This is a genomic window from Ruegeria sp. CDSC068, assembly GCF_059610545.1.
In genome coordinates this window covers 740,436-754,007 of sequence record NZ_JBXWNV010000001.1, presented here as the reverse complement: position 1 = coordinate 754,007, position 13,572 = coordinate 740,436, and the positions used below count along the sequence as shown (strand labels likewise).

Here is a 13,572-nt window from a genome sequence, read left to right as displayed (position 1 = left end):
TCAGAGGGTACCGCCGCTGCCATCGGCGCCGCCGCCACCGGCACCGCCGCCGCTGCCGTCGCTGCCACCGCCGCCTGCACCACCGCCGCTGCCATCGCTGCCACCGCCGCCGTCACCACCGCCGCTGCCATCGTTGCCGCCGCCGCCGTCACCGCCGCCGCTGCCATCACTGCCACCGCCGTCATTGCCGTCGCCATTGCTGCCACCATTGCCGTCGCCATCATTGGAGTTTCCACCGCCATTGCTGCCGCCGTTGCCGTCGCCGCTGTCGGAGTTTCCACCACCATTGCTGCCGCCATTGCCGTCACCGCTGCTGGAGTTTCCGCCGCCGTTGCTGCCGCCGTTGCCGTCACCGCTGCCGGAGTTACCGCCACCGTTGCTGCCGCCGCCGCCGCTACCGCTACCGGAGTCCGCGCCGCCATTGCTGCCGCCGCTGCCATTGCTGCCGCCGCCGTTGCTGCCGCCGCCGTTGCTGCCGCCGCCGCCATCGTCGGAACCACCGCCGCCGCCGCCATCGTCGGAACCACCGCCGCCGCCACTGCGGCCGTCGCCGCCATTGTCGCCTTCGCCACCATTTGTCGACGAACCTGAACCGCCCGAGCCGCCACTGCCACCGGTGTTACCTGCGGATGCGCCGCTGCGGCTCACCGAGTTGTTGTCATTGTCATCATTTCGATCGGTTCGAACTGACGCCGTTGGGATGTCGGTCAAAATGGCCGCGAACAGGGGGCACGTCTGGGACGTGCGGGCTAAGATGTCCTCAAAGTCGGCACGACGCTGAATGTAACGCAGCATCCGCTTGTCGACGACCTTGCAACTACAAAGCGTTTCGGTGGATACAGATTGCCGGGCTGTTTTGACATTACAAACCTCAGCCGCATAAGCCGTGCTTGTTGTCATCAATGGGAATGCCGCGGATAAAAATACAAACGAATATAAACGGGACCTTACGCGCATAGCGCTACTCCTTTAAACTCATTACCAACACCTTTGAATTAAGTAATTGTGCCACAGATTTGACAAAAATACATCTGTATCTTGCCTCATTTTTTTGCTGGGTGTCTGCAAAAAAAGCGGGGAAGTATGCAACCTATTGGTGAAACTATATGAAAAACAACAAAAAAGCCCGTCGCTGGGACGGACTTTTTTTTGGTTAATTTTGCCATCCAGGAAGCAAAAATGTCACAATTGAGGCATTGTAGCCTGCTAAGAAACAATGCTCTGGGTCGGATCAGGCCGATCTTGCCATCCGTTTCCGCTCGTGCGGGTCAAGGAAACGCTTGCGCAACCGAATGGCGTTTGGAGTGACCTCAACCAGTTCGTCATCATCGATATAGGCAATCGCCTCTTCCAGAGAATACTGGATATGAGGTGTCAGGCGGACGGCGTCATCGGAACCGCTGGCGCGTACGTTGGTCAGTTTCTTGCCTTTGAGCGGGTTCACCTCAAGGTCGTTATCGCGTGAGTGCTCGCCGATGACCATGCCCTGATACACGTCGGTTTGCGGGGCAACAAACATCCGGCCGCGCTCTTCCAGGTTCCACAGTGCATAAGCCACGGCCTGTCCGTTTTCCATCGAGATCAAAACCCCCGCACGACGACCCGGGATCGGGCCTTTGTGGGCTGCCCAGCCGTGGAACACACGGTTCAGAACACCGGTGCCGCGCGTGTCGGTCAGGAATTCACCATGGTATCCAATCAACCCGCGCGACGGTACATGCGCGATAATACGGGTCTTGCCCGCGCCGGCCGGACGCATTTCGGCCAGTTCACCTTTACGCGCGCCGGTGATCTTTTCGATCACCGAGCCTGAATATTCATCGTCGACGTCAATAGTGACTTCTTCGATGGGCTCCATGCGCTGGCCGTCTTCCTCGCGGAACAGAACCTGCGGACGTGAGATGCTGAGCTCGAACCCTTCACGGCGCATGTTCTCGATCAGAACGCCCATCTGCAATTCGCCACGGCCAGCAACCTCAAAGGCATCGCCGCCAGGTGTGTCGCTGATGCGGATGGCAACGTTTGACTCGGCCTCTTTCATCAGGCGGTCGCGGATAACACGCGACTGAACTTTCTTGCCGTCCCGACCGGCCAGCGGCGAGTCGTTGATGCCGAAGGTCACAGTGATGGTTGGCGGGTCGATGGGTTGTGCGGGCAGGGCTTCGTCAACCTGCGGCGAAACCAACGAGTCGGCCACAGTTGCCTTGCTCATGCCTGCAATGGTGACGATGTCACCGGCTTCGGCCACGTCGATGGGCTGTTGGGCCAGTCCGCGGAACGCGAGGATTTTCGAAGCGCGGAAGTTTTCGATCAGCGTGCCATCGCGGCTCAGCGCCTTGAGGTTGTCGCCCGCTTTCAAAGTGCCGCTTTCCACACGACCGGTCAGGATGCGACCGATGAACGGATCGCTGCCCAGCGTCGTGGCCAGCATGCGGAAGGGTTCGTCTTTGTTTTCGACCTGCTTTGGGGCAGGGACGTGATCGACAATCAGATCGAACAAGGCGGTCAGGTCCTTGCGCGGCCCGTCCAGCTCCATATCTGCCCAGCCGGAACGGCCTGAGGCATACATGGCAGGAAAATCCAGCTGATCGTCGTCAGCGCCGAGGTTGGCGAACAAGTCAAAGCATTCATCAAGTGCGCGGTCGGGTTCAGCGTCGGGTTTGTCGACCTTGTTCAGCACTACGATGGGACGCAGGCCCAGCGCCAACGCCTTGGACGTCACGAATTTGGTCTGCGGCATCGGGCCTTCGGCGGCGTCCACCAACAGGACAACACCGTCGACCATGCTGAGGATCCGCTCAACCTCGCCACCGAAATCGGCGTGGCCGGGGGTGTCAACGATGTTGACCCGGGTGCCTTTCCATTCGACCGAGGTCGCTTTGGCAAGGATGGTGATGCCGCGTTCGCGCTCCAGATCATTGCTATCCATGGCGCGTTCGGCCACCGCCTGGTTTTCCCGGAACGCACCGGATTGTTTGAGCAGCTCATCCACCAGGGTCGTTTTACCGTGGTCCACGTGAGCGATGATTGCGATATTGCGCAGGTCCATGAGAGGTCAGCCTTTGAACGGGAAGTTGCCGCGCGCATAACGCGGATTGGCTGAATAGGCCAGCCCTAACCGGTCGTCAGTGGCCCGCTGTGCTGGAAAACAGGTGAATGATCAGGATTCCGGCCAATATCATCGCCAAACCGAGCACCGCAGGCCAGTCCAGGCGCTGACCAAAAACAATGAAGCCTATGATGGCGATCAGAACGATCCCCAAGCCTGACCAAATGGCATAGACGATGCCGACCGGCATAAATTTCAGGGTGAGGCCCAGTAAGTAAAAAGCAACTCCGTAACCCACGACAACCAAAACAGAGGGCCAAAACCGGCTGAACTGCTGGCTGGCCTGCAGCGCCGTTGTGCCAATTGTTTCGGCGAAAACCGCCAGCAATAGGATGAGATAGGCTTTGGGCACGGCAGGTCTCGATTCAGTTGCAGTTGGGGAGGTTGACCACAAAATCCCAATTCACGACAAGGGGAATGTGAATGGATATCTGGAAAAGTTCTGTGTCGGAAGAACCCGGACTTCCCACCGAAGAGGTCAGGATAACCATACTGTTTCAAAGAGAAAAATTCTGATATGAAATGGGAGGTTTTTAGTTTTCTTTTATGAGTTTTCAATGACGAAATTTGCGATATCCGTGATCGTTGCTTCGGCATTCATAGTGGCGCTTGGGTGGCTTGCGGGCGGGGGGTCCGTCGACATAAACGCAGCCAGTGGTGTTGAGCGGTTTGAAAGTTTTCAGGTTTAAGTGCCTGCCGGAACGATTGGAAAAGGGGCCTTTGCGCCCCTTTTTCTATTGGCTCAACCTACAGTGTTTTCTGAAAAATACGTACTCAGTTGCGGTCGCAACCATGACCACAGCGCCGGTGCGCCGCGATTGATCGGCGTTCCAACACGGCGTTCGATCTGGGCAAACGTCACGTTGTAATCGACCCAGGATCCGCCACCTGTTTCAAGGTTCCCGACTGGGGTTTGAAACCGATCGATCGCCTTGGCAAATCGCGCGTCTGGTGACTCGGCGGCTTCGAACTCCTCCCAAAGCATTCGGAAGGCGTGCTGCGGTGCCTCGGGCAACAACCCAAACAACCTGTCGGCTGCTGCCTTTTCCTCGGCTTCTTGTGCGGCGTGGTCGACTTGACCGTGGATGGGGTGATCTCCGGCATCAATTTCGACGATGTCATGCAGCAGAAGCATTTTCAGGACTTGGTCCAGCGATACACCGGGCTGCGCGTATTCCGCCAAAACCCAAGCAAACAGCATGATGTGCCAGGAATGTTCGGCCGAGTTTTCAAACCGATCATCAGACAACAGGCGCGAGGCGCGGTAAACGGACTTCAGGCGGTCTGCCTCAGTCAGAAAAGCCAGCCGTTCAGAAAACGCAGTTTCGGGCGTTGACTGCGCGTGCAGCATGGCGCTGGCCAGAGCGTGTGCTTGGGGGAATTCCCGTGCCAAATACGCGGCGCGACCACTGCAGAGGTTTTCCCGCGCTACTTCAACATGATCCGGGTTGGGGGTTGGCGAACACAAGACTTGAAACAGTGGTTGGCATCGGTCCAGATACTTGGCGAATTTCGCGTCCGACGTCGTGTCGGCCTCGAACTCTTCCCACAGGGCTTGAAACGCAGACGTCTGATCGTCCGGCAAGAGACTAAACAACTCGTCCGCCGCCGCGCGCTCGGCGCGTTCCACGGCGTTCCAATCGGTTTCCAGGTGAATGGGGTGATCGCCGACGATGATCTCGACCAGATCGTGCAACAGCAGCATGCGTATGACGCGGTTAATGTTAACGTCGTCACCCGCCAACGGCTCCATCGTCAATGCCCATAAGGCCAGGTGCCAGCTGTGTTCTGCAGAGTTTTCAGGGCGGGACCGATCCAGTAGCGCATTGGCGCGATCGACCGACTTTAGCCTGTCCGCGCGTTTCAGGAATTCAAGTTGCGCGGACAGTCTTTCAGTCATTTCTTTTCAATCGCTTTCACCTGGGATCGATGTTTGGTCAGTGCGTCGATGACAAACTTGCGCGCTTTGCGTTCAGCGATGCGTACACGCATTTCGGTCAAAAAGGCCTCTTCCAAGGTCTGGGAGGAGGCGCCCAAAAGCTCTCCCACCTCGACAAAGAAACGATCATTGCCGGTTTCGTCCATCACCTTCATTGTGTCCTCGGCCAGTTTGGCCGCAAGCGTTGTGATGGTATTCGACATTAGCGCGTGTTCTCGGTCAGGCGACGCTTCACATAGTCACTGACATCGGTGATCAGCGTGTCCATGTGACGGTCCTGGAAGAAGTGATCAGCACCCTCAACCTCGTTATGGGTGATGGTGATGCCCTTTTGTTCGTGCAGTTTGTTGACCAGCGACGTGGTGTCGGCGGGCGGGGCCACACGGTCGGACGAGCCGTTGATGATCAGGCCGGACGAAGGGCAGGGGGCCAAGAACGAGAAGTCATACATGTTGGCTGGTGGCGACACGCTAATAAAGCCCGTAATTTCTGGGCGGCGCATCAGCAGCTGCATTCCGATCCAGGCACCGAACGAGAAGCCGGCAACCCAGCAGTGCTTAGAGTTGTTGTTCATCGACTGCAGATAATCCAGCGCTGACGCTGCATCGCTCAGCTCACCGATGCCCTGATCGTATTCGCCCTGGCTGCGGCCCACGCCGCGGAAGTTAAATCGCAACACGGTGAAGCCCATGTTGTAAAACGCATAGTGCAGATTATAGACCACCTTGTTGTTCATGGTCCCGCCGAATTGTGGATGCGGGTGCAGCACGATGGCAATCGGTGCGTCTTTTTCCTTTTGCGGGTGGTAGCGGCCTTCCAGGCGGCCTTCGGGTCCGGGAAAAATCACCTCGGGCATGTGTGCTTTGGTCCTGTCTTTTTCTTCCTGATGCCACGATATACTTGACGGTAATCGTAAGGCACTTTAGAACGGTTCTAATTATGATGCTTTGCGCAAGGCGCTGCCTGTCGGAGATACGCACTGGCGGCGGCGGCGTCAATGTTTTCGCTTATAACCTGCCATGAGGGAAAGACAATGAAGCTTTCGACAAAGGGTCGTTACGCGATGGTTGCACTGGCTGATATTGCTCTACAGCCCTCGGACCGCTTGGTGACGCTTAGCGAAATTTCCGAACGTCAGGATGTCTCGCTTCCTTATCTTGAACAGCTTTTCGTCAAATTGCGCCGGGCCGAACTGGTTTCGTCCGTACGTGGACCGGGCGGCGGGTATCGTCTGGCGCGGCCTGCTTCCGAGATTCGGGTGGTCGAAGTTCTGGCGGCGGTGGATGAAACCGTGGACGCGCTGCAAAAAGGTGCCGGGGCATCCGGGGCATCCTCGGGCAGCCGGGCGCAGTCTTTGACCAACCGTCTTTGGGAAGGTCTCAGTGCGCATGTCTACGTTTTTTTGCACCAGACGCGCCTGTCTGACGTGATCAAGAACGACTTGGCCCCGTGCCCGGCAGTTCCCAGTCTGTTTTCCATCGTTGATGAGTAATCTAATGCTGTTTGCCTCTTGGGTTTCTTCCCCGCTTTGCGACCAGGAAAAGATGTATCCATGAATCGTGTTTATCTGGATCATAACGCAACAACACCGCTGCGCCCCGAGGCCCGCCAGGCCATGGTGGCGGCGATGGAATTGTGCGGGAACCCTTCGTCCGTTCACGCCGAGGGCCGTGCGGCCAAGGCTCTGATCGAGCGGGCAAGGGCGCAGGTTGCAGCCGCATTTGGTGCGGATGGGGCAGACGTTGTGTTCACATCAGGTTCGACCGAAGGGGCAGCGCTGACATTGATCAATCGTGATTTGCACGGGTCCGCGATTGAGCATGACGCGATCAGATCATGGATCACCGAAGACTTGCCCGCGTCGCAATCTGGTCAGGTGGACGTGTCAAACCCCCAGCAGTCGACCCTGCAATTGGCGAATTCCGAGACGGGGATTGTCCAATCGTTGCCAAACGGATTGGCGGTGACAGACGCGACACAGGCCTTTGGCAAATTGCCGGTGGCTTTTAATTGGCTGGGCGTCCAGATGGCGTTGATTTCGGCCCATAAGCTGGGCGGCCCGAAAGGTATTGGCGCGGTGGTGATGAAACGTGGCACTGAACTGCCTGCAATGATCAAAGGCGGTGGGCAAGAGATGGGCCGACGGTCAGGCACCGAAAATGTCATTGGAATCGCGGGGTTCGGGGCGGCAGCTGAAGCTGCGGCGCGGGATCTTTCAAATGGTATCTGGGAACAGGTTCGTGAATTTAGAAATATTCTAGAAAATGCCCTTGAGGCTGGTTCTAAATCTACTATTTTTGTCGGGAAAGGTCAGGACCGCCTTCCGAATACCTCGTGTTTCGCAACCCCCGGCTGGAAGGGCGAAACGCAGGTCATGCAGATGGATCTGGCAGGTTTCGCTATCAGTGCAGGTTCTGCCTGTTCCAGCGGCAAGGTCCGGGCAAGCGCGGTGTTAACCGCGATGGGTTTTGATGAGGTCACAGCAGCAAGCGCGATTCGCGTGTCTCTGGGACCTTTGACCACTGAAGAAGATGTGCTGCGTTTCGCCGAAACGTGGCTTGAAAAAGAAAAGAAGCATCGCGCGCGCGCCGCGTGATCTGACGGAGGTGTCATATGGCCGCTTTGGACCAGACCCAGGTAAAAGAAGGTGTCGATCAGGAAACCGTGGACGCGGTACGCGAGGTCAGTACCTACAAATACGGTTGGGATACCGATATCGAGATGGAATATGCTCCCAAGGGCGTAAACCCGGATATCGTCCGGCTGATCTCGGAAAAGAACGAAGAGCCCGAATGGATGACGGAATGGCGTCTGGCGGCCTTCGAACGCTGGACAAAGATGGACGAGCCGAACTGGGCTATGGTCCACTATCCCAAGATCGACTTTCAGGACCAGTATTACTATGCCCGTCCCAAGTCGATGGAGGAAAAGCCCAAATCGCTGGATGAGGTCGATCCCAAGCTTCTGGCCACATACGAAAAGCTTGGTATCCCACTGAAAGAGCAGATGATTCTGGCCGGTGTCGAAGGCGCCGAGGACATGCCTGCCGAAGGTCGCAAGGTGGCGGTGGATGCGGTGTTCGACTCGGTTTCCGTTGGCACAACGTTCCAGGACGAACTGGCCAAACATGGCGTGATCTTCTGTTCGATCTCAGAGGCGATCAGGGAACACCCTGAGCTGGTCAAAAAATATCTTGGCACCGTTGTGCCTGTTTCTGACAACTTTTACGCCACGCTGAACTCGGCCGTGTTCTCGGATGGCTCGTTTGTCTACATCCCGCCAGGCGTGCGCTGCCCGATGGAGCTGAGCACCTATTTCCGCATCAACGCGGAAAACACGGGTCAGTTCGAACGCACACTGATTATCGCGGACAAGGGTTCTTACGTTTCGTATCTGGAAGGCTGCACCGCGCCGCAGCGCGACACGGCCCAGCTGCACGCGGCCGTTGTTGAGATCATCATCGAAGAAGATGCCGAGGTGAAATACTCGACCGTTCAGAACTGGTTCCCCGGGGATGAAAACGGCAAGGGCGGTATCTACAACTTTGTGACCAAGCGCGCCGATTGCCGGGGTGATCGGTCCAAGGTGATGTGGACCCAAGTGGAAACCGGATCCGCCGTGACCTGGAAGTACCCGTCCTGCATCCTGCGCGGTGATGAAAGCCAGGGTGAGTTTTACTCGATCGCCATTACCAACAACATGCAGCAAGCTGATACCGGCACCAAAATGGTGCATCTGGGCAAGAACACCAAGTCGCGCATCGTGTCCAAGGGGATCAGCGCGGGTAAAGCACAGAACACCTATCGCGGTCTGGTTTCGATGCACCCCAAGGCGAAGGACAGCCGCAACTATACACAGTGCGACAGCTTGCTGATCGGCGATAAATGCGGGGCTCATACGGTACCGTATATCGAGGTTCGCAACAATTCATCGCGCGTGGAGCATGAGGCGACGACCTCCAAAGTGGATGACGATCAACTGTTCTACTGCCGTCAGCGCGGCATGGACGAGGAAGAGGCCGTGGCGCTGGTCGTCAACGGGTTCTGCAAGGACGTCCTGCAGGCGTTGCCGATGGAGTTTGCCATGGAAGCGCAGCAGCTGGTGGCCATCAGCCTCGAAGGATCAGTGGGTTAACCCCGCATTCCTCTGAATTTAGAACATATCGGGGCCGGATGGCCCCTTGCGGTACGCAAAAGGACAAAAAATGCTGGAAATCAAAAACCTGCACGTGAAACTCGAGGAAGAAGAAAAGCAAATCCTCAAAGGTGTCGATCTGACGGTTGAGGCCGGAAAAGTACATGCGATCATGGGGCCGAACGGCTCGGGCAAGTCGACGCTCAGCTATGTGCTGTCGGGCCGCGATGGGTACGAAGTGACCGAAGGCTCTGCCACGCTGGAAGGTGAGGACCTTTTGGAGATGGAGCCGGAAGAGCGCGCGGCTGCGGGTGTCTTCCTGGCGTTCCAATACCCTGTTGAGATCCCGGGTGTTGGCAACATGACCTTCCTGCGCACGGCCGTGAACGCTCAGCGCAAGGCCCGCGGCGAAGACGAATTGTCAGCTGCTGATTTCCTGAAGGAAGTTCGGGCCAAGGCAAAATCGCTGAAAATCGACGCGGACATGCTCAAGCGTCCGGTAAACGTTGGCTTCTCAGGCGGTGAGAAGAAGCGGAACGAAATCCTGCAGATGGCGATGCTGGAACCCAAGATGTGCATCCTGGACGAAACGGATTCGGGTCTGGACGTCGATGCGATGAAACTGGTGGCCGAAGGCGTGAACGCGCTGCGTGATGAAGGCCGTGGTTTCCTGGTCATCACCCACTATCAACGCCTGTTGGACCACATCAAACCTGATGTTGTGCATATCATGGCGGACGGTCGCATTGTTAAAACCGGTGGTCCCGAACTGGCGTTGGAAGTTGAAAACAACGGTTATGCCGACATCCTGGCCGAGGTGAACTGATGGCTTTGCCCGAAGTAAAACAAACCGCGACCGAGGCACGGCTGGCCACGCTGACCATGCCCGAAGCCGGCTGCACCCGGGCCGCGCGCGAAGACGCGCTGGCGCGAGTGCTGGAAATGGGCCTGCCGGGGCGGCGCGACGAGTATTGGAAGTACACGCGCCCTGACACCCTGATCTCGGCCGAGCAGCCGCATGCAGCATTGTTCCACTCAGACGAGCCGCTGCTGTTTGGCAATCTCGACCGGTTGAAGATCGTTTTCATCGACGGTGTGTTCAGCGCTGAAGACTCGGATGATTTAGAGCTGGAAGGTGTCAACATCGACCGGATTGAGGATATCTGCTGTAAGGATATTCACTGGGCCAAAGAGTTGTACGGCGTTCTGGAATCGCGCGGGCAATCCCCGGTTCAGCGGCCGTTGGCTGCTTTGAATACCGCCTTTGCCGCAGATGGCGTTGCGATCCACGTCACCGGCAAACCGACCAAGCCGATCAGCCTGATCTATCGCCATGCATCCGAGACCTCGGACGCCATGCTGCATCACATCATCCGTGTCGAAAGCGGCGCTGAAGTGACGGTTCTGGAAAACGGTCCTGCGGCATCGCGGTTCAACAAATGCATCGAGATCGACATCGCAGATGGCGGTACGCTGCATCACGTGCGCGCGCAGGGCAGGGACCACGAACGTCGCGCTGCGACTCACATGTTCACACGGCTGGGACGGGAATCTGTCTTTAAGTCCTTCACGCTGACAGTGAATGGAGTTTTGACACGCAACGAACAGGTGATCGAACTGACTGGCGACGACGCTATTGCTCATGTGGCAGGCGCCTGCGTAGGTGATGGTGATTTTCACCATGACGACACGGTTTTCGTTACGCATGACGCGGTGAACTGTGAGAGCCGTCAGGTCTTTAAGAAAGTTCTGCGCAACGGCGCGACCGGCGTGTTCCAGGGGAAGATCCTGGTCAAGGAAGGCGCACAGAAGACTGATGGATATCAGATCAGCCAGTCCTTGCTGCTGGATGACGACAGCCAGTTCCTCGCCAAGCCAGAGCTTGAGATCTATGCCGACGATGTTGCGTGTTCGCACGGCTCGACCTCGGGTGCGATTGATGAGACGGCGCTGTTTTACCTGCGTTCGCGCGGGGTTTCGGTTAAGGACGCCACCAATATGCTGACGCTGGCATTTTTGGCCGAAGCCGTCGATGAGATCGAGGATGAGGTATTGGCTGAGGCCATTGTGAACCGCCTTGAAGGCTGGCTGTCGCGACACATCTGATGCCTTTGACCTCGGATATCGTGGCCACCTATCGGGGGCCGGGTCGTGTCGTGCGGCGGCTTCTGGATCTTGGCCCGCGCGAGGACAGGGCGCTGATGTTTGTCATGGCGTTTTGCATCGTTGCATTCATCGCGCAATTGCCCAGCCTTGCGCGACGCGCGCATATCGAAGGGCTTGAGCTGGATATGCTGATGGGCGGTGCCTTGATGGGCACTGTCATTATTCTGCCTCTGTTTTTCTACCTGCTGGCCTTTGTCTCATACGGTGCGGCCCGGTTGGTTGGTGGTCAGGGGACGTCTTATGGCGCTAGATTGGCTCTGTTCTGGGCGCTATTGTCCTCAACACCTCTGGTTTTGTTGAATGGTTTGGTCGGCGGTTTCATAGGATCTGGCCCGGCCCTGACACTCGTCGGGATCGTCTGGTTCGCAGTGTTCCTGTGGTTCTGGCTGGCAGGTCTCAGTCAAGCGCAAAGGCGGCAAGAATGAAACCCACTGGCTTTGTTGATCTTGCGATTTTGACCCTGACACACCCCGCCCAAGCGGCCCGGCGCCTTTTGGACATGCGCCCGGGGCGAGAAATCTTATGGCTTTCTTTCTTTCTGGCCGTGGTGCTCAACGGCCTTGTGCAACTGGGTATTGATCATTTGCTTCCAGTCCCCGGTGATGAATCCGTACCCCCACCTACGCCAGTGTTCCTGGGGCTGGTCCGATCTGCCGGCGCCATGCTGCTAAGCGTCGGGGCATTCCTGTTCGTGGGGAGGTTTCTGGGTGGTCGCGCAACATTCGATGACATCCTGACGCTGACCATCTGGCTGCAGTACCTTCAGATCGCTGCGATGGTGATCACGCTGGTCATCACGATCGTGCTGCCGTTTTTGATGCTGATGTTTTTGCTGGCCACGGCAATTATCAGCCTTTACGTCACGCTCCATTTTCTGAATGAAGCGCACCAATTCGGTTCGCTTGCTAAATCTTTCGGGGTCATCGTGTTATCTGCTTTGATTGCAGTGCCCTTTGTCCTCGCTTTAACGCCCGGCGGCCCCGTATAGGGAATAGAAGACCATGTATGACGTGCAGAAAATCCGCTCAGACTTTCCAATCCTGTCTCGGGAAGTGAACGGCAAGCCGTTGACCTATCTGGACAATGGCGCATCGGCGCAGAAACCGCAGGTCGTGATTGATGCGGTGACACGGGCATATTCCGAAGAATACGCGAATGTTCACCGCGGCCTGCATTACCTGTCCAATCTGGCGACCGAAAAATACGAATCCGTTCGCGGAACCATCGCCCGTTTTCTGGGCGCGGCGGACGAGGATGAAATTGTCTTGAACTCGGGCACGACTGAGGGGATCAACCTGGTCGCCTATGGCTGGGCCATGCCGCGCATGGAGGCCGGAGATGAGATCGTGCTGAGCGTGATGGAACACCACGCCAATATTGTCCCCTGGCATTTTCTGCGCGAACGTCAGGGCGTCGTCCTGAAATGGGTCGATGTGGACGCCGATGGAGGGCTTGACCCGCAGGCCGTGATCGACGCGATCGGTCCCAAGACCAAGCTGGTTGCAGTAACGCAGTGTTCGAACGTGTTGGGCACAGTGGTCGACGTCAAAGCGATCACAGAAGGCGCGCACGCGAAAGGCGTTCCGGTGCTGGTCGATGGCAGCCAGGGCGCTGTGCACATGCCCGTCAATGTCGCCGATATCGGCTGCGATTTCTATGCAATCACCGGCCACAAGCTTTATGGCCCGTCAGGGTCAGGTGCAATCTACATCAAATCCGAACGCATGGCCGAGATGCGCCCCTTTATCGGTGGCGGCGACATGATCAAAGAGGTCAGCAAGGACCAGGTGATCTACAACGACCCGCCAATGAAGTTCGAGGCCGGAACGCCCGGCATTGTCCAAACTATCGGTCTGGGTGTTGCGCTGGATTACATGATGGATATGGGGATGGAAAATATCGCCGCTCATGAGGCCGGGTTGCGCGACTATGCTATGCAGAGACTGACTGGTCTGAACTGGTTGCAGGTGCAGGGCACACGCCCGGACAAGGCCGCGATCTTCAGCTTTACGATGGACGGGGCAGGGCACGCGCATGATGTCTCGACCATTCTGGACAAGAAAGGCGTGGCTGTCCGTGCCGGTCATCACTGCGCTGGTCCTCTTATGGATTTCTACGGTGTCACCGCGACTTGCCGCGCAAGCTTTGGTCTGTACAACACCACGGACGAGGTCGACATACTGATCGACGCGCTGGAATTGGCACACGATTTGTTTGCGTGAAA

The 13,572-nt window shown here is 57.2% G+C and carries 15 protein-coding genes; 9 read left to right on the top strand and 6 right to left on the bottom strand.

Going from position 1 to position 13,572, the window contains the following annotated elements; all coding sequences use genetic code 11:
* The 3 genes from AC2FID_RS03670 to AC2FID_RS03660 form a co-directional block, all read right to left on the bottom strand.
* Window positions 1–957, bottom strand: a complete 957-nt coding sequence (locus tag AC2FID_RS03670; RefSeq protein WP_496835443.1) for a hypothetical protein — start codon at window positions 955–957, stop codon at window positions 1–3.
* Between the two features lie 274 nt (window positions 958–1,231).
* Window positions 1,232–3,049, bottom strand: coding sequence for a translational GTPase TypA (gene typA, locus AC2FID_RS03665; protein WP_282118403.1), 1,818 nt, complete (start codon window positions 3,047–3,049; stop codon window positions 1,232–1,234).
* A 76-nt stretch (window positions 3,050–3,125) separates the two neighbouring features.
* Window positions 3,126–3,461 (bottom strand): DMT family transporter, encoded by a 336-nt coding sequence (locus AC2FID_RS03660; RefSeq protein WP_282151243.1) that lies wholly within the window; start codon window positions 3,459–3,461, stop codon window positions 3,126–3,128.
* Between the two features lie 205 nt (window positions 3,462–3,666).
* On the opposite strand from AC2FID_RS03660, the gene AC2FID_RS03655 reads away from it, so the two are divergent.
* On the top strand, window positions 3,667–3,798 hold the full coding sequence (locus AC2FID_RS03655; RefSeq protein WP_472723796.1) for a hypothetical protein: 132 nt from the start codon (window positions 3,667–3,669) through the stop codon (window positions 3,796–3,798).
* Between the two features lie 53 nt (window positions 3,799–3,851).
* Here the strand turns inward: AC2FID_RS03655 and AC2FID_RS03650 are convergent, their stop codons facing one another.
* From AC2FID_RS03650 to AC2FID_RS03640, 3 genes are read right to left on the bottom strand one after another with little or no spacing between them, the layout of a single operon-like run.
* On the bottom strand, window positions 3,852–5,009 hold the full coding sequence (locus tag AC2FID_RS03650; protein WP_496754089.1) for an HD domain-containing protein: 1,158 nt from the start codon (window positions 5,007–5,009) through the stop codon (window positions 3,852–3,854).
* Window positions 5,006–5,251 carry a hypothetical protein gene (locus AC2FID_RS03645; protein ID WP_058271680.1) on the bottom strand — a complete coding sequence of 82 codons (246 nt, stop codon included), beginning with the start codon at window positions 5,249–5,251 and terminating at the stop codon, window positions 5,006–5,008. The genes AC2FID_RS03650 and AC2FID_RS03645 overlap by 4 nt, the downstream gene beginning before the upstream one ends.
* Window positions 5,251–5,904 (bottom strand): alpha/beta hydrolase, encoded by a 654-nt coding sequence (locus AC2FID_RS03640; protein ID WP_058271679.1) that lies wholly within the window; start codon window positions 5,902–5,904, stop codon window positions 5,251–5,253. The genes AC2FID_RS03645 and AC2FID_RS03640 overlap by 1 nt, the downstream gene beginning before the upstream one ends.
* A 177-nt stretch (window positions 5,905–6,081) precedes the next feature.
* Here AC2FID_RS03640 and iscR point away from each other — a divergent pair, with 177 nt between their 5' ends.
* The 8 genes from iscR (at window position 6,082) to AC2FID_RS03600 (ending at window position 13,570) form a co-directional block, all read left to right on the top strand.
* Window positions 6,082–6,540 (top strand): Fe-S cluster assembly transcriptional regulator IscR, encoded by a 459-nt coding sequence (gene iscR, locus AC2FID_RS03635; RefSeq protein ID WP_058271678.1) that lies wholly within the window; start codon window positions 6,082–6,084, stop codon window positions 6,538–6,540.
* Between the two features lie 60 nt (window positions 6,541–6,600).
* Window positions 6,601–7,644, top strand: coding sequence for a cysteine desulfurase family protein (locus tag AC2FID_RS03630; protein ID WP_496704208.1), 1,044 nt, complete (start codon window positions 6,601–6,603; stop codon window positions 7,642–7,644).
* Between the two features lie 17 nt (window positions 7,645–7,661).
* The gene (gene sufB / locus AC2FID_RS03625) at window positions 7,662–9,182 is read left to right on the top strand and encodes a Fe-S cluster assembly protein SufB (protein WP_058271676.1); all 1,521 of its coding nucleotides are present in this window, start codon (window positions 7,662–7,664) and stop codon (window positions 9,180–9,182) included.
* A 70-nt stretch (window positions 9,183–9,252) separates the two neighbouring features.
* Window positions 9,253–10,008 carry a Fe-S cluster assembly ATPase SufC gene (gene sufC / locus AC2FID_RS03620; RefSeq protein ID WP_058271675.1) on the top strand — a complete coding sequence of 252 codons (756 nt, stop codon included), beginning with the start codon at window positions 9,253–9,255 and terminating at the stop codon, window positions 10,006–10,008.
* A complete protein-coding gene (locus AC2FID_RS03615; RefSeq protein WP_496835437.1) occupies window positions 10,008–11,288 on the top strand; it encodes a SufB/SufD family protein in 1,281 nt (426 codons plus the stop codon). The genes sufC and AC2FID_RS03615 overlap by 1 nt, the downstream gene beginning before the upstream one ends.
* Window positions 11,288–11,773: a YIP1 family protein gene (locus tag AC2FID_RS03610; RefSeq protein WP_058277968.1), complete on the top strand. Its 486-nt coding sequence runs from the start codon at window positions 11,288–11,290 to the stop codon at window positions 11,771–11,773. The genes AC2FID_RS03615 and AC2FID_RS03610 overlap by 1 nt, the downstream gene beginning before the upstream one ends.
* On the top strand, window positions 11,770–12,336 hold the full coding sequence (locus AC2FID_RS03605) for a Yip1 family protein (RefSeq protein ID WP_282168290.1): 567 nt from the start codon (window positions 11,770–11,772) through the stop codon (window positions 12,334–12,336). Before AC2FID_RS03610 ends, AC2FID_RS03605 begins: the two co-directional genes overlap by 4 nt.
* A 13-nt stretch (window positions 12,337–12,349) precedes the next feature.
* On the top strand, window positions 12,350–13,570 hold the full coding sequence (locus AC2FID_RS03600; protein WP_496835434.1) for a cysteine desulfurase: 1,221 nt from the start codon (window positions 12,350–12,352) through the stop codon (window positions 13,568–13,570).
* Window positions 13,571–13,572 lie beyond the last annotated feature (2 nt).

Excerpts from the sequence above, each read along its gene's own strand:
- AC2FID_RS03630 (WP_496704208.1), top strand. The coding sequence starts at position 6,601 with ATGAATCGTGTTTATCTGGATCATAACGCAACAACACCGCTGCGCCCC.
- AC2FID_RS03650 (WP_496754089.1), bottom strand. The coding sequence starts at position 5,009 with ATGACTGAAAGACTGTCCGCGCAACTTGAATTCCTGAAACGCGCGGAC.
- AC2FID_RS03600 (WP_496835434.1), top strand. The coding sequence starts at position 12,350 with ATGTATGACGTGCAGAAAATCCGCTCAGACTTTCCAATCCTGTCTCGG.
- typA (WP_282118403.1), bottom strand. The coding sequence starts at position 3,049 with ATGGACCTGCGCAATATCGCAATCATCGCTCACGTGGACCACGGTAAA.
- AC2FID_RS03645 (WP_058271680.1), bottom strand. The coding sequence starts at position 5,251 with ATGTCGAATACCATCACAACGCTTGCGGCCAAACTGGCCGAGGACACA.
- sufB (WP_058271676.1), top strand. The coding sequence starts at position 7,662 with ATGGCCGCTTTGGACCAGACCCAGGTAAAAGAAGGTGTCGATCAGGAA.
- AC2FID_RS03610 (WP_058277968.1), top strand. The coding sequence starts at position 11,288 with ATGCCTTTGACCTCGGATATCGTGGCCACCTATCGGGGGCCGGGTCGT.
- iscR (WP_058271678.1), top strand. The coding sequence starts at position 6,082 with ATGAAGCTTTCGACAAAGGGTCGTTACGCGATGGTTGCACTGGCTGAT.
- AC2FID_RS03670 (WP_496835443.1), bottom strand. The coding sequence starts at position 957 with ATGCGCGTAAGGTCCCGTTTATATTCGTTTGTATTTTTATCCGCGGCA.
- AC2FID_RS03605 (WP_282168290.1), top strand. The coding sequence starts at position 11,770 with ATGAAACCCACTGGCTTTGTTGATCTTGCGATTTTGACCCTGACACAC.
- AC2FID_RS03615 (WP_496835437.1), top strand. The coding sequence starts at position 10,008 with ATGGCTTTGCCCGAAGTAAAACAAACCGCGACCGAGGCACGGCTGGCC.
- AC2FID_RS03640 (WP_058271679.1), bottom strand. The coding sequence starts at position 5,904 with ATGCCCGAGGTGATTTTTCCCGGACCCGAAGGCCGCCTGGAAGGCCGC.
- sufC (WP_058271675.1), top strand. The coding sequence starts at position 9,253 with ATGCTGGAAATCAAAAACCTGCACGTGAAACTCGAGGAAGAAGAAAAG.
- AC2FID_RS03655 (WP_472723796.1), top strand. The coding sequence starts at position 3,667 with ATGACGAAATTTGCGATATCCGTGATCGTTGCTTCGGCATTCATAGTG.